Genomic DNA, 24,902 nt, shown 5'->3' with positions numbered 1-24,902 from the left:
CCCGACCGGGACGCGGGCTACAGCGCCGGGACGCGGACGCCGAAGACGTCGCGCAGCGCGCGCCGCGCGGCGTGCCAGCCGCCCATGCCGTGCACGCCGGGGCCGGGAGGGGTCGACGCCGAGCAGAGGTACACGCCTCCGGCCACGCGGTAGGGGTTCGCGCGGGGCGTGGGGCGCGCCAGGATCTGCCACATCGTCGCGGCGCCGGCGGAGATGTCCCCGCCGACGTAGTTCTGGTTGTGCTCCGCCATCGCGGCGGCGGGGATCGCGCGCGCACCGACGACGACGTCGCGGAACCCCGGCGCGAAGCGTTCGATCTGCGCGGTGACGGTGTCCGTGACGTCGACGTCGGACCCGGCGGGCACGTGCGTGTACGCCCACAGGGGGCGCAGCTCGCCGTCGCCGGACACGACGCGACGGGACGCGTCGACGACCGTCGGGTCGCTGACCAGGCACAGCGGGTGGTCGGCGTGCCGGCCGGCGGCGACCGCGTTCTCGGCCGCGGCCATCTCCGCCCGGGTGCCGCCCACGTGCACGGTGCCGGCCCGGCCGACCTCCGGGTCCGCCCAGGGCACCGGGCCGGACAGCACGTAGTCCACCTTGGCGGCCGCGTTGCCGTACCGGAACCCTCCCAGCGCGCGGCGCAGGCCCGGCGGGACGGCGGGGCCCAGCACGTCGAGCAGGGTGCGCGGCGTCGTGTCGAACAGGACCGCGCGGGCAGCGGGCAGGTCCGCCGGGGTGCGTACCCGGTGACCCGTCACGATCGTGCCCCCGTGCGCCTCCAGGTCGGCGACGAGCGCCGCCACGATCGCCCCGGACCCGCCGCGCGGCACGGGCCAGCCGCCGTCGAACCCGCGAGGTCGAGGTGAGCGCCCGAGGTCGAGGTCCGAGGCATCGACCTCGGGCGCCCTGCCTCGACCTCGGCGCGCGGGGGTGGCGTGGGCGAGGGCGCCGAGCAGCAGCGAGGTGCCGGCGGCGGACAGCGACGGCAGCCGGGTGATGGTGTGCGCGGCCACGCCGGTGAGCAGCGCGGGCGCGGCCTCGCCGGAGAACCGGCCGTCCCAGGCCGCCGTGCCCTGCTCGAGCAGCGCCAGGGCGAACCGGACGGCGCCGGCCGTGGCCCGCAGGGGCGAGCCGCCGTCGAGCACGCCGGGCGGCACGGACCGGTGGTCGCCCATCGCGACGGCGACGACGGCCTCCCACTGCTCGGCCAGCGGGCCGAGCAGGGAGCGCCAGGCGGCGCCGTCGGGTCCGAGGCGCTCGGCCGTGCGCTCCAGGTCGTGGTACGCCACGGCTGCCCGCCCTCCGGGCAGCGGCTGCGCGTAGGACACCTCGGGCGTGAGGAGCTCGACGCCGTGCGACCGCAGGTCGAACGCGCGGAAGAACGGGGACGCCCACGCCATCGGGTGCACCGCCGAGCACACGTCGTGCACGACGTCGGCGGGCAGGCCCGCGAACAGGTCGCCGTGCTCGCCGCCGGGCTCGTCACCGGGCTCGTCACCGGGCGCGAGGGTGCGTGCCCCGCCGCCGACGGTCGCGTTGGCCTCCAGGACCGTCACGGACAGCCCGGCCCGGGCGAGGGTGACGGCGGCGGCGAGGCCGTTGGGGCCCGAACCGACCACGACCGCGTCCAGCATGCTGCCTCCCTCCGGCCGCCGCCGCGCGCCCGCCGGCGTGGGGTTTCCCCACCGTGACGACGTGGGTGCGCTGGCTGTCCGGCCGATCCCTCGCAGCCTAGTCTCGAGGTCATGACCAGCACGGACGTCGCCTCCGGCGGCGTGGACGCCGCCCCGGCCCTGAGCTCGCGGGCCGCGCTGCTGCGTGCGCCGGTCGACCCGGCCACGGGCCGCGCCGTCGCGCAGCTCGCCGTGGGGGCGGTGTGGCTGGCGAGCGCCGGCGTGGTCGTGTGGGTGCTGGTCCTGGTGTCGTCGGCCCTCGTGCCGGTCCTCGGTCTCGGGCTGCTCGCGCTCGGCGTGACGCTGCCCGCGGCCCGCTGGTTCGCCGCGCTCGAGCGGGAGCGGCTCGCCGCCCAGACTGGCGTCGTCGTGCCGGGGCCGCCGCTCGGCGCGGCCGGGCTGCCGCGGTCGTGGGCCGCCCTGCGGGGCACGTTGCGCGACGGGCGGGCGTGGGCGGCCGCGGGGTACGCGTTCGTCGCGATGCTCCTGTCCGTGGCCTTCCTCGCCGCGGTCGTGGCCCTCGTCGCGGGCGCGGTCGCGTTCGTCGTCGTGATGGCGCGCGGCGGGGTCGGCGCCGTCGGCGGCGAGGCCGGTATCGCGTGGCCGGTCGCGCTGGTCGGTGGCGCCGTCGGGGTCGTGCTGCTGCTGTGGCTCGGGGCGGCCGTCGCCCAGGCGGGCACGGCCCTCGTCCTGGCGCTGGCGCGGGCGTGCCTCGGCCCGTCCGCGACGGACCTCGCCCGGGCCCGGGCACGCGACGCCGAGCACGCGGCGACGGCGGCCGCCGAGCGGGCCGCCGTCCTCACCGAGACGCGGTCCCAGGCCGTCGCGGCCGCCGACGCCGAGCGGCGGCGCATCGAGCGGGACCTGCACGACGGCGCCCAGCAGCGGCTCGTCGCGCTCGGGGTGGAGCTCGGCGTCGCCCGCCGGCTCGCCGACCGCGACCCGGCCGCGTCCGCCGCGGCCCTCGAGCACGCGCACGGCGAGGTGAAGGCGACCCTCGCCGAGCTGCGCGACCTCGTGCGCGGCATCCACCCCGCCGTCCTGTCCGACCGAGGGCTCGACGCCGCCCTGTCCGCGCTGGCGGCGCGCAGCCCCGTGCCCGTGCGGGTCGACGCGTCCCCCGACGTCGCGCGGGCCGGCTCCGCGGCGCAGGCCGCGGCCTACTTCGTCGTCGCCGAGGCGCTGACCAACGTGGCCAAGCACGCCGACGCGCGCTCCGTCCGGGTGCGCGCCGACGTCGTGGACGACGGTGCGGGCGACGGGTGGAGCGACGGCGCCCGACTGCGCGTCGTCGTCGAGGACGACGGCCGGGGCGGCGCGGAGCCGTCGCCCGGCAGCGGCCTCGCCGGGCTGCGCGGGCGGGTCGCCGCGCTCGACGGCGTCTTCGACCTCGACAGCCCGCCCGGCGCGGGCACCCGACTGACCGTGGAGGTGCCGTGCGCATCGTGATCGCCGAGGACTCCGTGCTCCTCCTGGACGGGCTGACCCGGCTGCTCGCCGCCGAGGGCCACACGGTGACCGGCCACCGCACGGCGGACGAGCTCGTCGCCGCCCTGTCGCGACCTGGCGCCGCGCTGCCCGACCTGCTCGTCACCGACGTGCGGATGCCGCCGTCGCACACCGACGAGGGTCTGCGCGCCGCGCTGCACCTGCGCAGCCTGCACCCGGACCTGCCGATCCTCGTGCTGTCGCAGTACGTGGAGCAGCGGTACGCGTCCGAGCTGCTGGCCCGCGGCGCGCACGCCCTCGGGTACGTCCTCAAGGACCGGGTGGCCGACGTCGACGCGTTCCTCGACGCCGTCGACCGCGTGGCCGGCGGCGGCACCGTCATCGACCCCGAGGTGGTCACGCAGGTCATCGCCCGCAGTCGCCGCTCCGACCTGGACCGGCTCACGCGCCGCGAGCGGGAGGTGCTCGCGCTCATGGCCGAGGGCCGCTCCAACACAGCGATCGCGGACCGCCTCGTCGTCGGGATGCCCGCCGTCGAGAAGCACGTCACCAGCATCCTCACCAAGCTCGGGCTGCCGCCCGACTCCGACGACAACCGCCGCGTGCTCGCCGTGCTGCGGTGGCTCGACGAGAACGGAGCACGACCATGACCACCACCGGACCTGCCCCCGTGCCCGCCCCGCCGGCCCCGCAGGAGCCGCACCGCGGCCCCGTCGGGCGCGCGCTGCTCGTCACCGGCGTCGTCGTCGGGCTGCTCGCCGTGGCCTGGGGCGCGCTGTTCCTCGTGGACCGGGCGGTCGCGACCACGACCACGCAGCACGAGACGTACGCCGCGGTCGGCACGGTCGAGCTGGTCGCGGACGGCGACGTGACCGTCAAGGCCGCCGACGGCGGCGGCACCGGGGGGAGGGTCGAGGTCGACCGGATCGCGCGCCAGGGCCTCACGAGCCCCACGTACCGCGCCGGCGACGGGGCCGACCGGCTGGTCGTCACCCACGAGTGCCGGCGCTGGCAGTGGATCCCGGGCCGGTGCGCGGGGGAGCTCGCCGTCACCCTCCCCGCCGACACGACGCTGGTGGTGCGCACGTCCAACGGGGACGTCGTGGCCGCGGGCGTGGTGGGTGACACGGAGCTGCGGTCGAGCAACGGCGACGTCGCGGCGTCCGCCACCGGGCGCCTGGACGCCGGCTCCAGCAACGGCGACGTCCTCGTCGACCGGGCCGCGGGTGACGTCGTCGCGGCGTCGTCGAACGGGTCGATCGAGGTGACGGGGGTCGAGGGCAGCCTCGACGCGGACACCAGCAACGGCCGGGTCGACGTCTCCGGCGTGACCGGCGACGTCCGGGCCGAGTCCAGCAACGGCGACGTCACCGTCGTCGGGGACGGCGAGCCCGTGCGGCTCATGATCGAGACGTCGAACGGGGAGCAGACCACCGAGGGGCCCACGGACCCGGACGCCGACCGCGCCGTGGAGGTCCGGTCGTCCAACGGGGACGTCGCCTACCTGGTGCGCTGACGCGGGCCTGATGCGGGCCCGGCGTCGCCGCGCGGCGGATATCGTCGTCGGCCATGGGGATCTTCTCGCGCCGGACGCCGGCCCCGTCCGGCCCTGCCGAGCCGTTCGAGCTGCTGGTCGACACCGTCTTCGCCGTCCCGACGCGGGGCCACGTGCTCACCGGCACCGTGACGTCCGGTCGGGTGCGCACCGGCCAGGCCGCGGTGCTGCACCTGCCGACGGGGGAGCACGCCGTGACCGTCACGCGGATCGACGTGCGGCGCCGCAAGGCCGACGTGGCCGAGACGGGTACCGAGGCCGCCGTCTACCTCGGCGGGCTGGGGCGTGGTGCGCTGCCGGTCGTCCCGGGCGGCGACGGCAGCCTGATCGACGCCGAGGGCGTCAGGGGTTCGCGGCTGGTCGCGGCCCGGTAGCCGCAGCCCGTCGCCGTCAGAGCCGGTCGGCCAGCGCGACGAGGGTCTCGGTGACGCCGTCGTCCACCTTGAGCGTGGCGAGCGGGTCGCCGCGCGTCTCGCCGCGGTTGACGATGACCACCGGCTTGTCGGCCTTGGCCGCGTGCCGCACGAACCGCAGGCCGCTCATCACGGTGAGCGACGTGCCCGCCACGAGCAGGGCGTCGGCGTCGTCCACCAGCGCGTACGCGCGCTGCACCCGCTCGCGCGGCACGTTCTCGCCGAAGTACACGATCTCCGGCTTGAGCACCCCGCCGCAGAACTCGCACGCCGCCGGGACGAAGTGGCTCGTCTGCTCGATGACGGCGTCCGCGTCCGGCGCGGTCTCGATGTCCGCGACGGTCGCCCCGTCGTCGAGCACCGACTCGACGAAGCCCGGGTTGAGCGCGTCCAGCCGTTCCGCGAGGTGCGCGCGGCTGATGACGCGCCCGCACTGCAGGCAGATCACCCGGTCGTAGCGGCCGTGCAGGTCGATGACGTGCCGCGAGCCGGCGTCCTCGTGGAGCAGGTCCACGTTCTGCGTGATGACGCCGCGCACCACCCCGCGCCCCTCCAACCGCGCGAGGGCGCGGTGCCCCGCGTTCGGCTCCGTGCGGTGCACCACCTGCCAGCCCACGTGGTTGCGGGCCCAGTAGTGGCGGCGGAACGCCTCGTCGGCCACGAACTGCTGGTACGTCATCGGCGCGCGCTTCGGCGAGTCCGGGCTGCGGTAGTCCGGGATGCCCGAGTCGGTGGACACGCCCGCGCCCGTCAGCGCGGTGACCGTGCTGCCCTGGAGCAGGCGGACCGCGTCGTCGATCGTGCCGTGGTGCACGACGGCGTCGGGCGGGAGCTCCCACCGCCGGTCCTGGTACGTCGGGGCGAGCGGACGGGGCACGGGTTGCACGCCTTCGAGCGTACGACGGCGCGGCCGGGCCCACCCGGTCCCGCGAGGTAGCACGAGGTCCCGCGAGGTAGTCCAGATCCCGCCGAGGTAGTTCTGACGCGAGCTCGGGACTACCTCGGCGGGATCTGGACTACCTCGGCGGGATCTGGACTACCTCGGCGGGATCTGGACTACCTCGGCGGGATCTGGACTACCTCGGCGGGATCCGGACTACCTCGCGGTCAGCTGGTGGTGGTCGACGACGACTGGTCGGTCTGGCCGCCCTGGTCGGTCGAGCCGCCGGGAGCGGCTCCGCCGGGTCCGCCGCCCATGCCGCCCGCGGGGGCCTCGCCCGCGGTGGCCGTGCCGACCTCCTCGCCGTCGGCGGTGAGCGTGTACGTGCCGCCGTCGGTGATCTCCGGGCCGGAGTACACGACCGACTGGGCCGTCTTCGACAGCGTGATCGTCGCGACCTCGGTCCCGTCGGCGTCCACGACCGCCACGTCCGTGCCGGCCTCGAGCGTGGCGTCGGCGGTCAGCGCCACCCAGCCCTGCGTCGAGTCCTCGTCGAACGCCTCGGCCATGCCCGCCGACCCGACCGCCAGGACGGTGCCGCCGGAGACCGTGCTGCCGCCCGCGGAGTCGAGCGCGCCGTTGCCGCCGTTCGTCGGCCCCTCGACGACGACGTCGCCGCCGCTGATCACCGTGACGCCGTTGGAGTCCAGGCCGTCGCCCTCGGCGTCCACGTGCAGCGTGCCGCCCGTGATCGTGAGCGACGCACCCTCCTGGACGGCGTCCATGCCGCCGCCCCCGCCGCCCTGGGGCGCCTCGCCCTGGGGCATCTGGCCGTCCGTGGGCGGCTCTCCCGTCGGCATCTCGCCGTCGGTCGGCGGCTCCGGCGCGGTGCCCTGGTCCTGAGCGGCCTGGTCACCCGTGCCCGTCGCGGAGTCGTCGGCGGCCGTGTCGTCGGCGGTCGAGTCCTCGCTGGCGGTGTCGTCCTCCGCCTCCTTCACCGTGGCGTTCAGGCCGTCGTCGGACGACGTGATGTCCACGTCGCCGCCGGAGATCGCGATGGTCGCGGCCTCCAGGCCCTCGACGGACTCCTCGATGGTCAGGGTGCCGTCCGTGATCGCGATGTCGGTGAACGCCTGCGCGCCGTCGTCGCCCGCCGCGACGGTCACGTCGCCGCCGGTCAGGGCGATGTAGCCGGCCGTGGCGTCGTCGTCGGCGTCGGACTTCAGCCCGTCGCCGCCGGACGTGACGTCGATCGTGCCCCCGCTGACGACGAGGTAGTCCTTGCCGCGGATGGCGTCGTCCACGGCGTCGACGGAGACGGTCCCGCTCGCGATGACGAGCCCGTCCTTGCCGGTGATGCCGTCGTTCGCGTTGCCGACCACGTCGAGCGCGCCGCCGCCGGAGATCGCCAGGTCCGCCGTCGAGTACAGCGCGGCGTTGGCGGCGTTGTCGGAGGTCGTGTCGGCGTACTCCTCGGCGTCCTCGAGCCGGTTGGTGGAGCCGTCGGCGAGGACGACGGACACCTGGTCGGCGTCCTGGACGTCGATCGCGGCGCCGGTCGAGCTGGTGACGTCCGCGCCGTCGAGCACGAGGCGCACGACGCCGTCGGCCGACGCGTCGACCACGACCTGGCCGTCGTCGAGCGTGCCGGAGAGCCGGTACGTGCCGGGCTGCGTGATCGTCACGATGGAACCGTCGACGGTGACGCCGTCGCCGGAGGCGGACGCCGAGTCGCCGTCGAGGGTGACGGCGACCTCGTCGGCCGTGTCCCAGGTCTGGTCGGCGAGGGCCGCGGTCTCCGCGGACGACAGGTTCTCGTCGAGGACCTCCTGCGCGGACCGGCCGGAGTTGTCCGTCGCGGCGACCTGGGCGGTGGTGGTGCCGGAGCCGTCCGACGCCGCGGACGTGGTGGAGCCGGCGCTGCACGCGGCGAGCGCGCCGACGGTCAGGGTCCCGGCGGCGGCGAGCGCCACGGCTCGGGTCGAGACGGTGCGGGTCCAGAGGGTCTTCCTCGGGCGGGGGATGCGCATGGTTCGGGCTCTTCTCTGGTGGGGATCGGTGGTGAGGTCAGGCGGCGCCGAGCCGCTCGCGCCGCAGGCGGCGCCAGGGGTGGTCGGGCAGGTCGGGTCGCAGGGTGGCGAGCCCGGTCGCGTACTTGGAGATGCGGTCGGGGCGGTGGCCGGCGCGCCACAGGGCGCGGTCGGCGGACGACGGCGCGGTGCCGGCCTTGGTCTCGACGACGACGAGGTCGCCGACGTCGGCGGTGCTGCGGTCGGTGGCCTCCGGGCCCGCGAGCCGCCACCGCAGGCCGGTGTCGAGGGTCACGCGGGCGTCGGGCAGCAGCACGGTGGTGCGCCGGTACGCGGAGCGCAGCACGGGGGCGAGGTGCGCCGACGGGGGCGCGTCGAGGTGGGCGGCGGCGAGCCGGTCGTCGACGAAGTCGAGGCCCTCGCCGGCCAGCGGCGTCGCGAGCTGCCACGGCCGCCGCTCCTTCACCGTGACGCCGCGGGCGGCGCGCGTCTTCACCTCGAGGAACGTGGCGTTCCCCGTGTCGACGTAGGTGCGGGTGCGGACCTTGAACCGCCGCCGACGACGGCGCGCGGCCAGCCGGAACGTCAGCAGGTCGGCCGTGTCGTAGTAGGTCGACGCGTACGTGAACGACCGGTCGCCGGCGATCTCCAGCACGCGCGGGCCGTGCGCGGTGAGCGTGGCGAGCAGGGCCGCGACCTCGGCGGGGGTGAGCACGTACTTGCGGTCGACGCGGGTCTGGAGGGCGGCGGTGGCGTCGAGCTCCGCGAGGGAGACGGGCGCGGCGCCCTCCAGGCCCCGGGCGACGACGGCCGCGGCGCTCACCGGGTCACCGCCAGCGTGTCGGGGGCGGCGACGGACGCGACGGCCGGGCGGGCGGGCAGGTCGCCGTCGCGGGGCAGGTCGTACCGGACCTCGACGCGCGTCGTGTCGTCCGCGAGGTCGAGCTCCTGCACGGACACGGACCGCACGCGGGCGCCGAGCAGCGCCTCGAGGTGGGCGGTGAGCTCGGCGCGGTCGACGACGGCGCGGTCGAGCACGATCGTCTGCGAGCCGTACCGGGCCAGGAGGCGCGGGTGGTCCGCGACGGCCATGACGACGAGGATCAGCGCCGAGCCGGCGACGCCGAGCCAGCCGGCCGACGTGCCCAGCCCGCCCAGGAGCCCCAGCGCGAGGGCGGCGAAGTAGTACGCCACCTCGCGCTGGGAGAGCTCGTCGGACCGCAGCCGGATGATCGACAGCACGCCGAACAGCCCGAGGCCGAGGCCGGCGGCGACCGAGGCCGACGCCAGCACGGCCGACACCGCCAGCACGCCGACGTTGACGCCGAGGTACGCGACCACGAGGTCGCGGCGGCGGTGCCGGGGGAAGTAGAGCGCGAAGGTCAGGATCGACACGGCGACGAGGTCGACGGCGTACAGGGCTGCGGGAGGCATGCGGGCTCCGGGGGGACGGGGACCGGTCGTGGTCCGTGGGTGGGAAGGACACCCAGTCGACACCCCTCGTTCAGGTGGGCGCTGAGGGCGTCCTGGGAATCGGCTGCGAGGGGTGGGCGGTCGCTGGGAGCACCGCCGAGCAGCCCCGGACATGCGTGCAGACGCGCGCCGTGCGGATGATCGGACGTGACGCGGCAGACAGGACGACGGCGGCCCGCGGCCGCGGGCTTGGGGGTCGTCGTGGTGCTCACGACCGTGCTGGCCGGGACGGGGTGCGTCGCCGGCCGGCAGGAGCCCGGCCAGGCGACGGCGGCCGTGGCGGACGCGCTCGCCGAGGCCGGGTCCGCGGGCGAGACGGCGCGGATCGCCGTCGGCCTGCTCGACGAGGGCCGGGTCACCGGGCCTGTCGCCGACACGGTGCTGCTCGACCAGCTGCGGGTGCTCGACGACGCGGAGTCGGCGCTGACGACCCTCGTGCCGCCCGACGCGGCGTCGTCCGCGCGGCGCACGACCGGGCTGGACGCCGTCGGCGACGTCACGGACGCCGTCGTGGCGGCGCGCAGCTGGGTGGCGACGCGCTCCGGGGGCGACCTCGCCGCCGACGAGGGCGTGCCGGCGTCGGCCGACGACCTGCTGTCCGGGCTCGCGACCGCCCTCGACGCCACCGACGCCGCCCTGGCCGAGGCGGGCGGGCCGTGAAGAAGCTGCTCGCCGCCGCGCTCGGCATCCTCACCGCCATCGGCGGGTTCGTCGACATCGGGGACCTGGTGACCAACGCCGTCGTCGGCTCCCGGTTCGGCATGTCGCTCGCCTGGGTGGTGGTGCTCGGCGTGGTCGGCATCGTCCTGTTCGCGAGCATGGCCGGGCGGGTCGCGGCGGTGAGCGGCCGCGCGACGTTCGAGATCGTCCGCGAACGGCTCGGACCGCGCGCCGCGGGGGCGAACCTGCTCGCGTCGTTCGCGATCAACCTCCTCACCCTCACCGCGGAGGTCGGGGGCATCGCGCTCGCGCTGCACCTGGCCAGCAGCGTGGAGCCGCGCCTGTGGATCCCGGTCGCGGCGCTCGCGGTGTGGCTCGTGCTGTGGCGCGTGAAGTTCCAGGTCATGGAGAACGTCGCGGGCCTCATGGGCCTGCTGCTCGTGGGGTTCGCCGTCGCGCTGTTCCAGCTCGGCCCGGACTGGGGCGAGCTGCTGCGCCAGGCCGTGCCGCCGTCGCCGCCGGGCACCGAGCACCCCGCGTCGTACTGGTACTACGCGGTCGCGCTGTTCGGCGCGGCGATGACGCCGTACGAGGTGTTCTTCTTCTCCTCCGGCGCCGTCGAGGAGCGGTGGACCGCCAAGGACCTCGGCACCAACCGGGTCAACGTGCTGCTCGGCTTCCCCCTGGGCGGCCTGCTGTCGCTCTCCATCGCCGCGTGCGCCGCCGTCGTGCTGCTGCCGGCGGCGATCGAGGTGTCGTCGCTGTCGCAGATCGTGCTGCCGGTCGCGCAGGCGGGCGGCGTGCTGCTGCTCGCGGTCGTCATCCTGGGGATCGTCGCCGCGACGTTCGGCGCCGCCCTGGAGACGGCCCTGTCCAGCGGCTACACGCTCGCGCAGTACCTCGGCTGGTCGTGGGGGAAGTTCCGCCGGCCGGCGCGGGCGGCGCGCTTCCACCTCACGATGATCGTGGCGCTGCTGCTCGCCGTCGGGATCCTCATGACCAGCGTCGACCCGGTGGCGGTGACGGAGATGTCGGTGGTGTTCTCCGCCGTCGCGCTGCCGCTGACGTACGTGCCGATCCTGGTGGTCGCGAACGACCCGGGGTACATGGGCGAGCACGTCAACGGGCGGGTGGTCAACGCCCTGGGCACGGTGTACCTGGTGGTCGTGGTGGTCGCCGCCGTCGCGGCGATCCCCCTGATGATCGCGACGGGAGCGGGGTCATGACCGAGCCGAGGGGAGAGGTGCGCCTCGTCGACGCCCGCCTGCACCTGCTGAGCCGGCAGGTGCTCGACTCGGACGGTGAGCCCGTCGGCGTGGTCGACGACCTGGCTCTCGCGGGCCCCGGCGGGGGCGATGTCGAGGCGGGCCGCGAGGTGCACGTCGACGCGATCCTCGTCGGCCCCGTGCTGGCGACGCGGCTCTTCGGCGGCCGCGTGCCCGACAGCCGGCTGCCGCGAATCGCCTGGGACGACGTCGGGCACGTCGGGACGGCGATCGAGCTCACCGTGCCGTCGGACCGCCTCGACGCCGTGTGGGTGGAGCGCTGGGTGCGCGACCGCCTGATCGGGCGCATCCCCGGCGGCCGGCACGACCCGGAGGCCGGGGCATGAACGTCGGCGACCTCCTCGACGCGCGCGTGCTGGGGCCCGACGGCGCGCCCGTCGGCGTCGTCGTCGACGTCCGCCTGGCGCTCGAGGTCGTGGACGAGCCCGAGGACGGACCGGGCGCGGGGGAGGACCGCGAGGAGGCGGGGCACGACGCCCCGCTGAGCGCGCAGGCGCGTCGCGACGCCGTCGGCGGCGCGCGCCTGGTCGGGCTGCTGGTCGGGCCGCGAGGCGCCGGGTCGTTCCACGGGTACGAGCGCACCGACGTCCGTTCGCCGTGGCCGATCCCGCAGCTCGTGCGCCGCCGCCACCGCGGCACCTTCCTCGTGCGGTGGGAGGACGTGGCGGCCGTCGAGGCCGACCCGGTGGCCGACGACGCGACCCCGCGCCTGCGCCTCGCGCCGGGCTACGCCGAGCTGCCGGCGGGGCTGGGATGACCCGATGGTGGGGCCGGGGAGCCGCGGGCCTGCACGAGGTCTGGGTGCGGCATCCTCGCTGGTCGCTCGCGTTCCGGGGCGCGGTGGCCGCGGCGCTCGCCTGGCTGGTCGGGGTGGTCGCGCCGGCACCGTTCTCCGACTACCCGTACTACGCCCCGCTGGGCGCCGTGATCGCCACGACGAGCACCCTCGCCCGGTCGGTGCGCGAGTCGGTGCAGACCGTGGGGGCCCTGCTGCTCGGCGCCGCCATCGCGCTCGCCGTCGACAGCGTGCTCGTGCCCGGCGTGCTGTCGGTGGCGCTGGTGGTGGGCCTCGCGCTGCTCTGCGCGGGCTGGCGGGTGCTCGGCGCGCAGGGGACGTGGGTCGCGAACTCGGCGATCTTCGTCCTCGTCCTCGGCCAGGGGGAGAGCGCGGAGTACGTCGGTGCGTTCGCCGGCCTGGTGGTGGTGGGGGCGGCGATCGGGACCGGGGTCAACCTCCTGCTGCCGCCGCTGCTGCTCGCGCCGTCGGCCATCGCGCTGGGGGCGCTGCGCGACGCCCTCGTGGAGCAGCTGGACGACCTGGCAGCCCGGCTGGACGACGAGGGGACGCTCGACCCGGACGAGTGGGAACGACGGCGTCGTGCCCTGTTCCCGACGATCGAGGGCGCGCGGGCGGCGGTCGCCCGGTCGGGGGAGGCGTCCCGTGGCAACCCTCGCGCCCGGCGGCACGGCGAGCGCGCCCGGTCGCAGGCCCGGCAGGCGGAGGTGCTCGGGACGGCGGCCGAGGTGGTCGACGAGGTCGTGCGCCTCCTGGTCGACTGGGAGCGCACCGGGCGCGACGAGGTCGCGCTGGGCCCGCGGCTGCGCCCGGAGCTCGCGTCGGCGCTGCGCTCGTTCGCCGACGCCCTGCGCGAACCGGAGGACGACGGCGGCCCCGACGACGCCGTGGACGCACCTCCGGTCACCGCTGCCGACGATCCTGGTGCGGCGTTCGCCCGGTCGCTCGACCGTCTCCGCGACGTCGTGCGCGACGCCCGCGAGCGCTCCGGCGGCGACCATCTCGTGGCCGGTGCGCTCGTCGTCGTGCTGCGCCGCGCCGCCGACGTGCTCACCGCCTGAGCGCTCACCTGCCACGACGCCACGCGACTGCGGGCAGGGGCCGCCGGTGTCACGGTGTGGGTCATGCGGGTCGTCGTGGTGGGGCAGACGGGGAACGTCGGGACGGCGGTGCTGCGCGCGCTGGCGGACGAGCCGGAGGTGACGTCGCTGCTGGGCGTGGCGCGGCGGCTGCCGGACCGGACGGCCGAGCCGTACCGGCGCGCGGAGTGGGCGGCCGTGGACCTGGCGGGCAGCGAGGAGGGCGTCGTCGAGCGGCTCACGGGCCTGTTCCGCGGCGCCGACGCCGTGGTGCACCTCGCGTGGCTGATCCAGCCGAACCGGGACCGCGACCTGCTGCGCACCGTCAACGTCGAGGGGACGCGGCGGGTGGCGCGTGCCGTGGTCGAGGCCGGGGTGCCGCACCTCGTCGCGGCGTCCTCCGTCGGCGCGTACGCGCCGGTCGACGACGACGTGCCGCGCACCGAGGACTGGCCCGCCGACGGCATCGCGACCTCCCACTACAGCGTCGACAAGGCCGCCCAGGAGGACGTGCTGGACGACCTGGAGCGCGCGCACCCGGAGGTCACCGTCGCGCGGCTGCGTACCGCACTCGTGTTCCAGGGCGACGCGGGCGCCGAGGTGACGCGGCTGTTCGTGGGCCGGCTGCTGCCCGTCGGGCTGCTGCGGCTCGGTCGCCCGCCGCTGCTTCCGTTGCCCGCCGGGCTGCGGCTCCAGGCCGTGCACGCCGACGACGCCGCGGACGCGTACCGGCGCGTGCTGCTGCGCCGTGCGGGCGGCGCGTTCAACGTGGCCGCCGGCGACCTGCTGCGCGGCGACGACCTCGCCCGGCTGGTGGACCACGGCCGCCTGGTGCAGGTGCCGCCCCCGGTGGTGCGCGCGGCGGTGTCGCTCGGCCACGCGGTGCGCGTCGTCGCCGCCGACCCGGGCTGGGTGGACATGGCCATGGGCGCCCCCGTGATGGACACGACGCGGGCGGTCACGGAGCTCGGCTGGCGGTCGCGGACGTCGGCGGCCGAAGCGCTCCGGGAGGTCGTGGCGGGCATGGCCGAGGGGCGGGGGCTGGGCTCCGCACCGCTGCGGCCGGCGGCCACCCGGCCCGCCGGCGCGTCCACGCTGCCCCTGCGCGGAGCGCACCCGGCGGTGCCCCCGCAGGTGGACCGGGAGCTGCTCGGCCTCTACCTGTCCGACCACCTCACCGGCGCCACGGCGGGCCTCGGGCGGATCGAGCGGATGGTGGGCGACTACGCCGACCTGCCCCTGCACGCCGAGCTGGTGGAGGTGGCCGAGCAGATCCGCGGCGAGCGCGAGCTGTACGTCCGGCTCCTGCAGGAGCTCGGCCTGCCGCGTCGGCGTCACCGCCAGCTGCTGGCGGGCGTGGCCGAGCGCGTCGGGCGGCTCAAGCTCAACGGCCGGTTGGTGGAGCGGTCGCCGATGTCGGTGGTGCTGGAGGCCGAGCTCATGCGGTCGGCCGTCGTGGGCAAGCTGGGCGGCTGGCAGACCCTGGAGGAGCACGCCGCCGAGCTCGGCCTCGACCCCGGCCAGTTCCGCGGGCTCGCCGAGCGCGCGCAGCGCCAGCTCGCCACCCTCGACCGCCTGCACGAGTACGCGCGTCGGCGGGCGTTCCGCGCCGACGACGCGCCGACGGGCTGATCCCTACGACGCGGCGTCGGCCCAGGGGTCCAGCACGACCTTGATGCAGCCGTCCTCCTTGCGCTGGAAGGCGCGGTACGCCTCCGGCGCGTCCTCCAGCGGGAGGCGGTGCGTGCGCAGGTCGAGCACCCCGAGCGGGTCGGCCAGGTCGGCGGCGAGGGGGAGCAGGTCGTCGGTCCACCGCCGCACGTTCGCCTGGCCCGTGCGGATCGTGAGCTGCTTGTCGAAGATCTGCATCAGGGGCAGCGGGTCCTTCGCGCCGCCGTAGACGCCCGAGAGCGACACCGTGCCGCCACGCCGCACCAGGGCGCACGCGGCGAGGAGTGCCGCGAGCCGGTCGGCGCCGCCCTTCTCCGTCAGCGGCGCGGCGAGCACGTCGGGCAGCAGGCCCACGAGCTTCTGCGTCGTCTCGGCCAGGGGCGAGCCGTGCGCCTCCATCCCGACGGCGTCGATCACGGAGTCCGGCCCGCGGCCGTCGGTGAGGTCGCCCACCGCCGTGCGGACCCCGCGCTCTCCCGGGTCGAACGTGATGACGCCGTGCCGCTGCGCCATGAGGCGCCGCGCGGGTACCGGGTCCACGCCGACCACGGTGCTCGCCCCGCGGTGCAGGGCGACGCGGGCGGCCATCTGGCCGACGGGCCCCAGCCCGAGGACGACGACGCTGCCGCCGTCGGGCACGTGCGCGTACTCCACCGCCTGCCACGCGGTGGGCAGGACGTCCGAGAGGTAGAGCCAGCGCTCGTCGGGCGTGCCGTCGTCGGGCACGACGACCGGGCCGTACTGCGCCTGAGGCACCCGCAGGTACTGGGCCTGCCCGCCCGGCACCTGGCCGTACAGCCGCGTGTACCCGAAGAGGGCGGCGCCCTTGCCCTGGTCGCGCACCTGCGTCGTCTCGCACTGGCTCTGCAGGCCGCGCTCGCACATCCAGCAGCGCCCGCAGGCGATGCCGAACGGCACCACCACGCGGTCGCCGACGGCGAGGTGCCCGACGTCGCTCCCGACCTCCTCGACGACGCCCATCGCCTCGTGGCCCAGCACGTCGCCGGCGTCGAGGAACATCCCGAGCACGCCGTACAGGTGCAGGTCGGACCCGCAGATCGCGGTGGACGTCACGCGGACCACCGCGTCGGTCGGTTCCTGGATCCGAGGATCCGGGACGTCCTCCACCCTCACGTGCTCCTTGCCCTGCCAGGTCAGTGCGCGCACCGTTCGCCCCTTCCACCCTCGACGGCGGGGAACCGGATGCCGCGCTGCTGGACACCCGGCCCGCGGCAGCCGCGGTGGGTCGCCGCACCGTCGATCGTGGAGTCCATCGGACATGGTCGCCACCGGGGCGCACCCCGTCCCCAGCACCCGCCGCTGTCGTCCCGTGCCGAAGCGGGCTACGGTCGAGGGGAGTCATGAGGCGGCTCATCTCTAGCGGCGCGAGCCACGACGGGAGGATCCACATGACCGACACCACGTCATGGGACATCGAGGGCACGCTTGCCCTCGGCACCAGCCATCCGGTGGGTCGGTACCGGCACGACCTGTCCACCGGCCTGTGGTGGTGGTCCGACGAGACCTACCGCATCCACGGTTTCGAGCCGGGTGAGGTGGTCCCCACCACCGAGCTGATCCTGGCGCACAAGCACCCCGACGACCGGGACCGCGTCAGCCAGGTGCTCCGTCATGCCTGCACCACCGGCGAGCCGTTCAGCAGCGTGCACCGCATCATGGACGCGCACGGCGACGAGCGGACCCTGGCGGTCGTCGGCGAGGGGCGCACCGACCTCACGGGCGCCGTCTGCGAGCTGGTCGGCTACTTCACCGACGTCACGCCCGCGGTCGCGCGCATCGCCGACGTCCGGGCGACGGCGAGCATCCGCGCGTCCGCCGCGCACCGGGCGACGATCGAGCAGGCCAAGGGAGTCGTCATGTGCGCGCTCCGCACCGACCTCGAGGGCGCCTTCGAGTGGCTCCGGGAGGCCTCGAACCACTCCAACCTGCCGCTGCGCGACATCGCGGCGCAGATCGTGGGGCTCGCCGCCGACGGCAACGGGGACATGCGCCACGTCGCGGAGGCGATGGCCGACCTGCTGACGAACCGTTCCGAGCGCCGCACGCGGTAGCCGCGCTCACCGGGCCCCGGGGACGTGCCGGGGCTCCCGCATCGCCTGCGCGACGTGGCCCCCGAGGTACCCGCCCGCGCCGATGGCCCCCATGCCGGCGAGGCTGAGCAGCGTGCCCAGCCCGGTCTTGCCGGCACGCCGGGCGCGCCACGAGGCGAGCGCCAGCAGCGTGCCGACCCCGTTGCAGGTGGCGTGCACGACGGCCACCCGGCGGGCGGGCACGCTCAGAGCGCGGTAGTCGGCGAGGCCGGTCAGGGCCGTCGGCGGGGCCGCGAGCAGCCCCAGGCCGACCAGGCGACGGGCGGCGTCGGCGTGCCCCTGAGGGCGGGTGAGGTCGAGCGCGACCGCGCTCGTCCACAGCCCGATCGGCAGGTCGGTGAGCACGCTGTGCACGGGGTGGCCGACGGAACGGCCGCGGAGCTCGTCGCGCACGCGGCCGGGCGAGGGCACGACCGCGCGGGAGATCCGGTCGTACAGGCCCGCCAACGGGTCGAGGCGCTCCGCGCGCTCGAGCTCGGCGGCGAGGCGCGGCAACGTCCGGTCGGTGGGCTGGGGTGCGGGCTGGTGGGCGGGCATCGTGCCTCCTCCTGGAGTCGACGCCACTCCTCGACGCCACCCCTCGACCGTAGGACGGGTGCCCGGTGCTCGCCGTCGAGCGCCCGGGTGCGGGGAGACCGGACCCACCCCAGGCTGGGACGACGTGCCGAGACCGAGGAGGACACGCATGAGCGAGCACCCCACCGAGCGGAACCGCGCGGACGAGGACGACCCGAGCCGCCAGGCCGAGCGCGAGCGGGCGGCGCACGACGACGACGGCAAGGCCGCCGACGTCGGGGCGGTGCCCGGCGAGAAGCCCAAGGACGACCCCGACGAGGAGGGTGAGGACCGTTTCGACGCCGGATGAGGCGGGCCCGGTGGACGTCCTCGGACGCCGGCGTTAGCGTGAAGGTCCGGCGTCAGGAAGCGGCACCGACCCTCCCACTTCGGAGGTCACGATGACGACGACAACTCCCGCCGGCACCGACCACCTCGTCTCGGCGCTCGCGGTCGGCACCCACCTGCTCACGGGCTCCTACCGGGCCGAGGCAGGGACGGGACGCTGGTGGTGGTCCGACGAGGTCGACGCGATGCTCGGCCACCAGCCCGGAGCGCTCGAGCCCGGTCCGGAGACCCTCGAGGCCAAGCTGCACCCGGACGATCGCGATCGCGTGGTGCACGACGCCGCCCGCGCGCTCGGCTCCGGCGGGCCGGTCGTGACGGCCCGGCGCGTCGTCGACGCCCACGGCCGCACGCGGACCCTGCTGGTCACGGCGCAGGCCCGCCGCGTCCGCGGCGACGGGCCGCCCGAGGTCGCGGGCTACGTCGTCGACGTCACGCCGGTGCAGCGCGAGGCGGTGCAGCGCGACGTGCGCCGCGCCCTCGACAGCGCCTTCGTCTCCGCCGCCGCCATCGAGCGCGCCAAGGGCGTGCTGATGGCCGTGCACGGCGTGGACGAGGACACGGCGGAGAACCTGCTCACCGAGGCGGCGGGCGCCACCGGCGCCACGCTGCGCGAGGCCGCCACGCAGCTGATGGCGCACCTGGCCGCCGGCGAGGGCTTCGGCCGCGGTGCGAAGCAGGCCGTCCGGGAGGCCCTCGAGGCCGTGCGGCCCGCCAAGCGGCCGCACGTGCACGAGGCGCAGCTCGCGCGCCGCCGGGCCGCGTGACGCCGGACCGCACGCACGACCCACGACCCACGACCCGAGGAGGACAGCATGGCCGACGACCAGCAGTCGTTCCCCGCCCAGCAGCAGGAACCGCCGGGGCTCACCGGCGCGATGACCCCGACCCCGGACCACGGGGAGCAGAGCTATCGAGGCTCCGGCCGGCTCGACGGGCTGCGCGCCCTCGTGACCGGCGGCGACTCCGGCATCGGCCGGGCCGTGGCGATCGCGTTCGCGCGCGAGGGCGCCGACGTCGCGATCGGGTACCTGCCGGAGGAAGAGGAGGACGCCCAGGAGACGGCGCGCTGGGTACGCGAGGCGGGCCGGAAGGTCGCGCTGCTGCCCGGTGACCTCACCGACGAGCCGACGGCGCGCGGCCTGCCCGACCGGGCGGCGGCGGAGCTCGGCGGCCTCGACGTCCTCGTGAACAACGCCGGGTTCCAGATGGCGCGGCGCGACTCCGTGGAGGACATCACCACCGACGAGATCGACCGGGTGCTGAAGACCAACCTGTACGCGCTGCTGTGGGTCACGCAGTCGGCGCTGAAGCACCTGGGCGAGGGGTCGAGCATCATCAACAACTCGTCCATCCAGGCGTACGAGCCGTCGTCGTCGCTGCTCGACTACGCGTCGACCAAGGCGGCCATCAACAACATCACGGTGAACCTGGCGAGCGAGCTCGGGGCGCGCGGCATCCGCGTGAACGCCGTCGCCCCCGGCCCGATCTGGACGCCGCTGCAGCCGGCCACGCAGCCGGAGGAGAAGCTGCAGAAGTTCGGCCAGGACACGCCGCTCGGTCGCGCCGGGCAGCCGGCGGAGGTCGCGCCCGCGTTCGTGTTCCTCGCCTCCCCGAGCGACGCGAGCTACGTCTCGGCGACCGTCGTCGGCGTCACGGGCGGCAAGCCGGTGTTCTGACCGGAGCTCCGACGGTGAGGTGACGGCGTGGCGCTGCACGTGCCGGACGGCCCGCTCACGCTCGACGACGTCCCCCGGCTGCGGTCGCTGGGGGACGTCGTCGAGCTGCTGCCCGTCGCGACCCCGCTGTACGTGCGGTTCAGCGCCGGCCCGGTGGCCGACGCCGCCGCCGAGAGCCGTGACCACGAGAGCGGGTGCCTCCTCCCGGGTCTCAGCGTGAATCCGCTGGACCCGGAGCCGTGGTGGGACCGCCCCGTGGAGCACTGGGTGGCGCGGCAGCTGTGCCAGTACGCGCACCTCATGACGCCGCAGCGGTTCCCCTGGGCGCTCACCGGCGAGCTCGCCGGGCGAGGGCCGGACTGCGAGCCCTTGCTGGTCGCCGCGATCCCGGTCGCGTCGATCGACCGCGCCGTCGTGGACGAGGCGGCCGCGCTCTACGCTCGCGTCTTCGACCCCGGCAACGACGGCACCTGAACCGGCCGGACACCGTCTGACCTGCGCCCGAACCGTGCAGGGCCTGGCCACACCGTGCTGTCCACGCTATTGTGCAGGAGCCCGAACAAATCCTGATCCGGGTGCGCCCGGAGGAAGCAACGAGGCTCCCGATGAGACACCGACCGTCCCCGCGCCGCCACGGCGCTCTCACCCTCGCCGCGGCCGCCGCCGTCGTCGGGCTGACCGCCGGAGGCGCCTCTGCCGCCCCCGCGCCGTCGACCCCGCCCCTGCCCGGCGCAGCCTCCGTGCACGACGCCGACGGCGTCAACGGCTTCAAGACGCCCGCCTACTTCCCGGGCTGGGGCCCGCAGGACGTCGGGTTCGAGGTCGCCGACCTCCAGCGCTCCGGGGCGGTCGAGGACCTCACCCACCTCAACTACGCCTTCGGCAACGTCACGACCGACCTCGTCTGCGACATCACCGACCGCGTCGACCCCGACGAGGGCGCCGTCGACCCGGAGACCGGACTGCCCGAGGGGCACATGGAGGGCGACCCGCTGAACGACTACGTGCAGCTCAAGGGCGCCGGCCAGGCCGTGGACGGCGTGGCCGACGGCGCGGGCCAGCCGCTGGCGGGCAACTTCAACCAGCTCAAGAAGCTCAAGGCGGCGAACCCCGGCCTCAAGGTGCTGATCTCCCTGGGCGGCTGGACCTGGTCGGACAACTTCTCCGAGGCGGTCAGCAGCCCGGAGAGCCGGCAGCGGCTCGTCGACTCGTGCATCGACCTGTACCTCGACGGGAACCTGCCCGTCGTCGACGACCCGGAGCACGGCGTCAAGGGCGGCGACGGCGTCGCGGCCGGCATCTTCGACGGGTTCGACATCGACTGGGAGTGGCCCGTCGTGGGCGGGGAGCACCCGAGCGACCACCCGGAGGAGGACAAGGAGAACTTCCTGTCCTTCGCGGAGCTGCTGCGCGCCGAGCTCGACGCGCGCACCGCCACCACCGGCGAGGACTACCTCATCACCGGCTTCGCGCCCGCGTCGTGGGCGGGCCGCACCGAGGGTGGCTGGGTCGACCCGCGGCTCGCCGCCGTCGTCGACTTCCTCAACATCCAGGGTTACGACTACGTGGGGCCGTGGCAGGCGGGCAGCACCGGCCACCAGGGCAACCTGCACGAGTACCCCTCGTACGACGACCCGAGCCAGTCGGCCAACTGGGGCCTCGCCGCCGACGGCCTCATGAACGCGTACAAGAACGCCGGGTACCGCGGCGACCAGCTCGTGCTCGGCCTGGCCGCGTACGGGTACGGGTGGAAGGGCGTCGACGACCCGACGCCCGGCGCGCCCGCCAGCGGCGGCTCGCTGCCGTTCACGTACTACGCGCAGCTCCAGGACCGGTTCGCCGAGGGCGGCTTCACCGAGCACTACGACGAGCAGGCCGGCCAGAGCTACTACTCCAACGGTGACGAGTGGTGGACGCTCGACACCCCGCGCTCCGTGACGGCCAAGGCCGAGTGGCTCGCCGAGAACGGCTTCGGCGGCGCCTACCTGTGGGACATCGCCGGCGACGCCGACCGCGACCTCAGCTCCGCGCTGGTCCGCACCTTCCAGGCCGCGACGCCCGGCCCCCTCGTCGGGGGCGACGGCGCCGCCCCCTGGTACCCGACCGGCGTCTACACGACGGGCGACGTCGTCTCGCACGACGGCGTCGAGTACGCCGCGAAGTGGTGGACGCGCGGCGTCGCCCCCGCGTCGGTGGCGGCCAAGAAGGACCCGTGGAAGGTCGTCGGCCAGCACGGCGACCACCCCGTCGCCGCCGAGGACTGCGGCCCGGCCTTCGACGCGGGCACGACGTACTCCACCGGTGACGTCGTCTCCCGCGCCGGCGTGAACCACACCGCCCAGTGGTGGACCCGCGGCGAGCTGCCCGGCAGCGACGTCAAGGGTTCCTGGGATGCCGGCGCGCCCTGCGTCTGACGCCTCCGCGCGGGGTAGTGCCTCCCGTCGCCAGGTAGTGCGCGCCGCGTACGACCGGGGGACGGGAGGCACTACCGGCCGGCCGCGGACGGCGGATTTCGGGTCTGCCGGTTCGTTGGGTATCCTCGGTGGGCCGGTTCGTCCGGCGAGGTAGCGTGTCCGAGCGGCCTAAGGAGCACGCCTCGAAAGCGTGTGTGGGTGAAAGTCCACCGTGGGTTCAAATCCCACCGCTACCGCCACCCGAAGGGCCCCACCCGCGAGATTCTGCGGCTGTGGGGTCCTTCGTCGTTCCCCGTACTCCCTTTTCACTCCGTTTTGCGTTCGTTGCGGCGGTTCGAAGCAGCGCGCGTCCTGCTGGGCGCGGCATGACCCCGCTACTTTGAGCGCATGAGCGTTGCTCCACGCACCAAGTTCATGATCGCGTGCGCCTGCCTCTTCGCCGTGTGCGGACTGCTCCTCGCACTCTGGGGGGAATCGACGTTGGGCCGCGTATTGGGCGGTATCCAGGTGCTGATCGGCATCGGTCTCGCAGTCGCTCAGTTCCGCGACGACCGTCGTCGGCGATCGACTACCGGCCCCACCAACGAGGTCTAGCTCGGGCGCCTGCGAGACCCTCAGAGGTCCCACGTGCACGCCGATCACGATCTCTCGCGATCTGACACGTGCGCACGCGCGACCAGTTGGTCGATGACAAACCGCAGGTCCGGAGCGACGTGGGTCCGCTTAACGTAGTGCCGCACGGTAGTGCCTTCGTCGGCGTGACCGAGCAGCGCGGTCGCGTTGGCGATGGTGGTCGAGTTGGCGACTTGCGTGGCGACGGTGCGGCGGAAGTCGTGCGGCGTGACCTTGGTGCCGATGGCGGCCTGGGCGTCGCGGAGCTGGTCGCGGATCCGGCTCGGTGCGCGCGGCGTGGCATTGGTCGACGGGAACACGAGGTCGTCCGGCCCGCCGTCGAGCCCGAGGTCCAGCGCCTCGGTGATCGCCGCGACGACGAAGGCCGGCAGCGTGATGGTGCGCCGCGATGTGTCCGACTTGGGCTTGGACTGCCGCAGCAGCCGGCCCTCCACCCGGACGATGGTGCCGGTCACGGTGAGCGTCGGGATGAGAGCCTCGAGGTCGAGGTCCGTCTCCCGTAGCGCCAGGCACTCACCGATCCGCAGCCCGGTGCCGAGCATCATGTCCACGATCTGCGGCAGCAGCGTGATGTTCCGCCGACCGCGGGGGGGGTGCGGGCCGGTCCTCCCACTCCCGCACGGCCTTGCGCCGCAGCACGATGTCCTCCAGCCCGAGGGCACGGACCTCGTCGCGTCGCGGCTTGCGCACCGTCACGGCGTCCCGCACCGGGTTGAACGGCGCCGCCCCGTACCGGACGCACACCATCATGACCTGCGACAGCACGTTGCGGGCCTGCCGGGCGGTGTCGAACTTCCGCGCCGCGCTCAGCGCCATGAGCACCCGGTTCACCGCGACCGGAGTGACCTCCCGCACCCGCAGCGCGCCGAACGTCGGACGCAGGTCCCGCTCCAGGACGCCGAGATACGTCGCGAGCGACTGAGGCGTGATCTGCCCCTCGACCCGCTTCTCCGACACCCACTGGTCGAAGACGACCGTCATCCGGGACTCCGGCGTGATGGCGGCGCCGCCGCTGGTCGTACCGTCCGTGCTCGAACGGTGCAGCTTGTCCTCCAAGCGACGCTGCGCAGCGGCACCCGACGGCCCGCGAGCCTCGTACTTGTGGAGCACGCCGGCAAAGTCGCGGTACAGCGCTTGCGCCCGCCACACGCCGGGGGAGATCTCACGGCGGCGGATCTGCCCCCAGCGTCCCGGCTCGATGGGCTTGCGAGGCATCGGTCAGCCCACCGCGTGGTCGTCGGTGACGCGATCCAGCCACGCCTCGACGTCGTCGGGCCGATAGCGCAGCCGGGCGCCGACACGGACCACGTTCGGCCCACCGCCACGGCTCGACCACGCGTACACGCAGTGCAGGCTCACGCCCAGGTACTCAGCCAGCTCGTCCGGCGTCATCAGGCGCCGACGGTTGGTCGCTCTGTCGATCTGGCTCGAGCTTGTGGTGCTCATGTCGATGCTCCTTCGCTCGGTGAATCTGACTTCTCCGTTGAGGCCGTTCAGTGGCGGATCGCGTTCGGGGCGAAGACAGACGGTCCTCGCTACCGTGACGTGGATGACGAACCAGCAGCGACGCAGGCTCCTGCTCCTCGCTGGATGCCTTATCGCGCTGAGCGGCCTGCTCCAGTTGTTCGTCGCGAGGCAGCCGCTGTTCTTGGTGGTGCTGGCGTGGGTACAGCTCATCGCCGGCATCGGAGTCGCGATTGCCGCGTATCGAGGAAGCGGTGGCGGGTCCGACGATCCGGATGAGTTCCGGGGAGCGCACTAGACACCCGCACGGATCCGGCGGACCTCGGCCTTCCACTGTGCGTACTCGCGCGCACGGGCGGCAGCGGCGTCGGCGAGGGCCTTGTCGCCGGGGTTGGTCCAGCCGGTGCCGGCGTAGGTCCAGTGCCCGATGATGAGGGTGGTGTCTTCGTCGTCGGCGAGGAGCCGGTTCTCGAGGTCGGCGGTGTCCATCGGGGCGTGGTCGCGGTCGGCGTCGGCTTTGAGCTTCTGGAACCGTGCGCGGGCTCGGCGGAGCCGGGCCGGCGCGTCTGTTATGTGTCCGCACCTCTCTGTGCGGCTGTTGTCGCGCGCATCGTTCACTCCGTCCCAGTGGCGTTCGCGCATGTATGCGCGCATCCGAGATCGACTCGGTGCATCATCACGCCCTGCTAGCCGCATGCTGGCGTCCTTTCTGACATCATGACAGCCATGACGA

29 protein-coding genes and 1 tRNA gene are annotated in these 24,902 nt (G+C 74.9%); 19 read left to right on the top strand and 11 right to left on the bottom strand.

Going from position 1 to position 24,902, the window contains the following annotated elements; translation table 11 throughout:
- Positions 1–17 precede the first annotated feature (17 nt).
- The gene (locus tag ACFQ8E_RS15220) at positions 18–1,637 is read right to left on the bottom strand and encodes a phytoene desaturase family protein (RefSeq protein ID WP_430551407.1); all 1,620 of its coding nucleotides are present in this window, start codon (positions 1,635–1,637) and stop codon (positions 18–20) included.
- A 111-nt stretch (positions 1,638–1,748) separates the two neighbouring features.
- Between ACFQ8E_RS15220 and ACFQ8E_RS15215 the strand changes: the two genes are divergently transcribed.
- The 4 genes from ACFQ8E_RS15215 to ACFQ8E_RS15200 are packed head-to-tail and all read left to right on the top strand — an operon-like array spanning position 1,749 to position 5,054.
- The gene (locus ACFQ8E_RS15215; RefSeq protein ID WP_430551406.1) at positions 1,749–3,125 is read left to right on the top strand and encodes a sensor histidine kinase; all 1,377 of its coding nucleotides are present in this window, start codon (positions 1,749–1,751) and stop codon (positions 3,123–3,125) included.
- Positions 3,113–3,775 (top strand): response regulator, encoded by a 663-nt coding sequence (locus tag ACFQ8E_RS15210; protein ID WP_430551405.1) that lies wholly within the window; start codon positions 3,113–3,115, stop codon positions 3,773–3,775. The genes ACFQ8E_RS15215 and ACFQ8E_RS15210 overlap by 13 nt, the downstream gene beginning before the upstream one ends.
- Entirely contained in the window at positions 3,772–4,641 is an 870-nt protein-coding gene (locus tag ACFQ8E_RS15205) for a DUF4097 domain-containing protein (RefSeq protein ID WP_430551404.1), read from the top strand. Before ACFQ8E_RS15210 ends, ACFQ8E_RS15205 begins: the two co-directional genes overlap by 4 nt.
- Before the next feature lie 53 nt (positions 4,642–4,694).
- A complete protein-coding gene (locus ACFQ8E_RS15200) occupies positions 4,695–5,054 on the top strand; it encodes a hypothetical protein (RefSeq protein ID WP_430551403.1) in 360 nt (119 codons plus the stop codon).
- Between the two features lie 16 nt (positions 5,055–5,070).
- Here the strand turns inward: ACFQ8E_RS15200 and ACFQ8E_RS15195 are convergent, their stop codons facing one another.
- The 4 genes from ACFQ8E_RS15195 to ACFQ8E_RS15180 form a co-directional block, all read right to left on the bottom strand.
- Complete coding sequence (locus tag ACFQ8E_RS15195; RefSeq protein ID WP_430551402.1) at positions 5,071–5,979, bottom strand: NAD-dependent protein deacetylase; 909 nt, start codon at positions 5,977–5,979, stop codon at positions 5,071–5,073.
- A 221-nt stretch (positions 5,980–6,200) separates the two neighbouring features.
- On the bottom strand, positions 6,201–8,003 hold the full coding sequence (locus ACFQ8E_RS15190; RefSeq protein ID WP_430551401.1) for a carbohydrate-binding domain-containing protein: 1,803 nt from the start codon (positions 8,001–8,003) through the stop codon (positions 6,201–6,203).
- A gap of 37 nt (positions 8,004–8,040) precedes the next feature.
- Complete coding sequence (locus ACFQ8E_RS15185) at positions 8,041–8,826, bottom strand: polyphosphate polymerase domain-containing protein (protein ID WP_430551400.1); 786 nt, start codon at positions 8,824–8,826, stop codon at positions 8,041–8,043.
- A complete protein-coding gene (locus ACFQ8E_RS15180) occupies positions 8,823–9,437 on the bottom strand; it encodes a DUF4956 domain-containing protein (protein WP_430551399.1) in 615 nt (204 codons plus the stop codon). The genes ACFQ8E_RS15185 and ACFQ8E_RS15180 overlap by 4 nt, the downstream gene beginning before the upstream one ends.
- A 240-nt stretch (positions 9,438–9,677) precedes the next feature.
- Here ACFQ8E_RS15180 and ACFQ8E_RS15175 point away from each other — a divergent pair, with 240 nt between their 5' ends.
- The 6 genes from ACFQ8E_RS15175 (at position 9,678) to ACFQ8E_RS15150 (ending at position 14,929) form a co-directional block, all read left to right on the top strand.
- Positions 9,678–10,136 (top strand): hypothetical protein, encoded by a 459-nt coding sequence (locus tag ACFQ8E_RS15175; protein ID WP_430551398.1) that lies wholly within the window; start codon positions 9,678–9,680, stop codon positions 10,134–10,136.
- Entirely contained in the window at positions 10,133–11,362 is a 1,230-nt protein-coding gene (locus tag ACFQ8E_RS15170; protein ID WP_430551397.1) for an NRAMP family divalent metal transporter, read from the top strand. Before ACFQ8E_RS15175 ends, ACFQ8E_RS15170 begins: the two co-directional genes overlap by 4 nt.
- Entirely contained in the window at positions 11,359–11,748 is a 390-nt protein-coding gene (locus tag ACFQ8E_RS15165; protein ID WP_430551396.1) for a hypothetical protein, read from the top strand. The genes ACFQ8E_RS15170 and ACFQ8E_RS15165 overlap by 4 nt, the downstream gene beginning before the upstream one ends.
- Positions 11,745–12,179, top strand: coding sequence for a hypothetical protein (locus ACFQ8E_RS15160; protein WP_430551395.1), 435 nt, complete (start codon positions 11,745–11,747; stop codon positions 12,177–12,179). Before ACFQ8E_RS15165 ends, ACFQ8E_RS15160 begins: the two co-directional genes overlap by 4 nt.
- Positions 12,176–13,279 carry a hypothetical protein gene (locus ACFQ8E_RS15155; RefSeq protein ID WP_430551394.1) on the top strand — a complete coding sequence of 368 codons (1,104 nt, stop codon included), beginning with the start codon at positions 12,176–12,178 and terminating at the stop codon, positions 13,277–13,279. Before ACFQ8E_RS15160 ends, ACFQ8E_RS15155 begins: the two co-directional genes overlap by 4 nt.
- A 63-nt stretch (positions 13,280–13,342) precedes the next feature.
- On the top strand, positions 13,343–14,929 hold the full coding sequence (locus ACFQ8E_RS15150) for an NAD-dependent epimerase/dehydratase family protein (protein WP_430551393.1): 1,587 nt from the start codon (positions 13,343–13,345) through the stop codon (positions 14,927–14,929).
- 3 nt (positions 14,930–14,932) lie between these two features.
- Here ACFQ8E_RS15150 and ACFQ8E_RS15145 read toward each other — a convergent pair whose 3' ends face one another.
- Entirely contained in the window at positions 14,933–16,135 is a 1,203-nt protein-coding gene (locus tag ACFQ8E_RS15145) for an alcohol dehydrogenase catalytic domain-containing protein (protein ID WP_430551392.1), read from the bottom strand.
- Between the two features lie 242 nt (positions 16,136–16,377).
- On the opposite strand from ACFQ8E_RS15145, the gene ACFQ8E_RS15140 reads away from it, so the two are divergent.
- On the top strand, positions 16,378–17,040 hold the full coding sequence (locus ACFQ8E_RS15140) for a PAS and ANTAR domain-containing protein (protein ID WP_430551391.1): 663 nt from the start codon (positions 16,378–16,380) through the stop codon (positions 17,038–17,040).
- A 6-nt stretch (positions 17,041–17,046) separates the two neighbouring features.
- Here ACFQ8E_RS15140 and ACFQ8E_RS15135 read toward each other — a convergent pair whose 3' ends face one another.
- Positions 17,047–17,616 (bottom strand): DUF2231 domain-containing protein, encoded by a 570-nt coding sequence (locus tag ACFQ8E_RS15135; RefSeq protein ID WP_430551390.1) that lies wholly within the window; start codon positions 17,614–17,616, stop codon positions 17,047–17,049.
- Between the two features lie 148 nt (positions 17,617–17,764).
- On the opposite strand from ACFQ8E_RS15135, the gene ACFQ8E_RS15130 reads away from it, so the two are divergent.
- From ACFQ8E_RS15130 to ACFQ8E_RS15100, 7 genes are all read left to right on the top strand, one after another.
- Positions 17,765–17,944 (top strand): hypothetical protein, encoded by a 180-nt coding sequence (locus ACFQ8E_RS15130; protein WP_430551389.1) that lies wholly within the window; start codon positions 17,765–17,767, stop codon positions 17,942–17,944.
- Positions 17,945–18,035: 91 nt separating this feature from the next.
- Positions 18,036–18,746 (top strand): PAS and ANTAR domain-containing protein, encoded by a 711-nt coding sequence (locus ACFQ8E_RS15125; protein ID WP_430551388.1) that lies wholly within the window; start codon positions 18,036–18,038, stop codon positions 18,744–18,746.
- A gap of 48 nt (positions 18,747–18,794) precedes the next feature.
- Positions 18,795–19,658 (top strand): SDR family oxidoreductase, encoded by an 864-nt coding sequence (locus tag ACFQ8E_RS15120; RefSeq protein ID WP_430551387.1) that lies wholly within the window; start codon positions 18,795–18,797, stop codon positions 19,656–19,658.
- Positions 19,659–19,685: 27 nt separating this feature from the next.
- Positions 19,686–20,132, top strand: coding sequence for a DUF6098 family protein (locus ACFQ8E_RS15115; protein ID WP_430551386.1), 447 nt, complete (start codon positions 19,686–19,688; stop codon positions 20,130–20,132).
- A 131-nt stretch (positions 20,133–20,263) separates the two neighbouring features.
- Complete coding sequence (locus ACFQ8E_RS15110) at positions 20,264–22,072, top strand: glycosyl hydrolase family 18 protein (RefSeq protein WP_430551385.1); 1,809 nt, start codon at positions 20,264–20,266, stop codon at positions 22,070–22,072.
- Between the two features lie 149 nt (positions 22,073–22,221).
- A tRNA-Ser gene (locus ACFQ8E_RS15105) sits at positions 22,222–22,311 on the top strand.
- 148 nt (positions 22,312–22,459) lie between these two features.
- On the top strand, positions 22,460–22,666 hold the full coding sequence (locus ACFQ8E_RS15100; RefSeq protein ID WP_430551384.1) for a hypothetical protein: 207 nt from the start codon (positions 22,460–22,462) through the stop codon (positions 22,664–22,666).
- Positions 22,667–22,710: 44 nt separating this feature from the next.
- On the opposite strand, the gene ACFQ8E_RS15095 is transcribed toward ACFQ8E_RS15100, so the two are convergent.
- From ACFQ8E_RS15095 to ACFQ8E_RS15085, 3 genes are read right to left on the bottom strand one after another with little or no spacing between them, the layout of a single operon-like run.
- A complete protein-coding gene (locus ACFQ8E_RS15095) occupies positions 22,711–23,250 on the bottom strand; it encodes a tyrosine-type recombinase/integrase (RefSeq protein ID WP_430551383.1) in 540 nt (179 codons plus the stop codon).
- Entirely contained in the window at positions 23,219–23,920 is a 702-nt protein-coding gene (locus ACFQ8E_RS15090; RefSeq protein ID WP_430551382.1) for a hypothetical protein, read from the bottom strand. The genes ACFQ8E_RS15095 and ACFQ8E_RS15090 overlap by 32 nt, the downstream gene beginning before the upstream one ends.
- 3 nt (positions 23,921–23,923) lie before the next feature.
- Positions 23,924–24,151 carry a helix-turn-helix domain-containing protein gene (locus tag ACFQ8E_RS15085; RefSeq protein WP_430551381.1) on the bottom strand — a complete coding sequence of 76 codons (228 nt, stop codon included), beginning with the start codon at positions 24,149–24,151 and terminating at the stop codon, positions 23,924–23,926.
- A gap of 103 nt (positions 24,152–24,254) precedes the next feature.
- Here ACFQ8E_RS15085 and ACFQ8E_RS15080 point away from each other — a divergent pair, with 103 nt between their 5' ends.
- On the top strand, positions 24,255–24,467 hold the full coding sequence (locus tag ACFQ8E_RS15080) for a hypothetical protein (RefSeq protein WP_430551380.1): 213 nt from the start codon (positions 24,255–24,257) through the stop codon (positions 24,465–24,467).
- Here the strand turns inward: ACFQ8E_RS15080 and ACFQ8E_RS15075 are convergent.
- Positions 24,464–24,658, bottom strand: coding sequence for a hypothetical protein (locus tag ACFQ8E_RS15075; protein WP_430551379.1), 195 nt, complete (start codon positions 24,656–24,658; stop codon positions 24,464–24,466). The two genes, ACFQ8E_RS15080 and ACFQ8E_RS15075, sit on opposite strands and share 4 nt — an antisense overlap.
- Between the last annotated feature and the right edge of the window lie 244 nt (positions 24,659–24,902).

Origin of the sequence: Isoptericola sp. NPDC056573 (assembly GCF_042793335.1) — a bacterium.
Classification (GTDB): Bacteria; Actinomycetota; Actinomycetes; order Actinomycetales; family Cellulomonadaceae; genus Isoptericola.
This window is presented reverse-complemented; position numbering and strand designations above follow the sequence as displayed.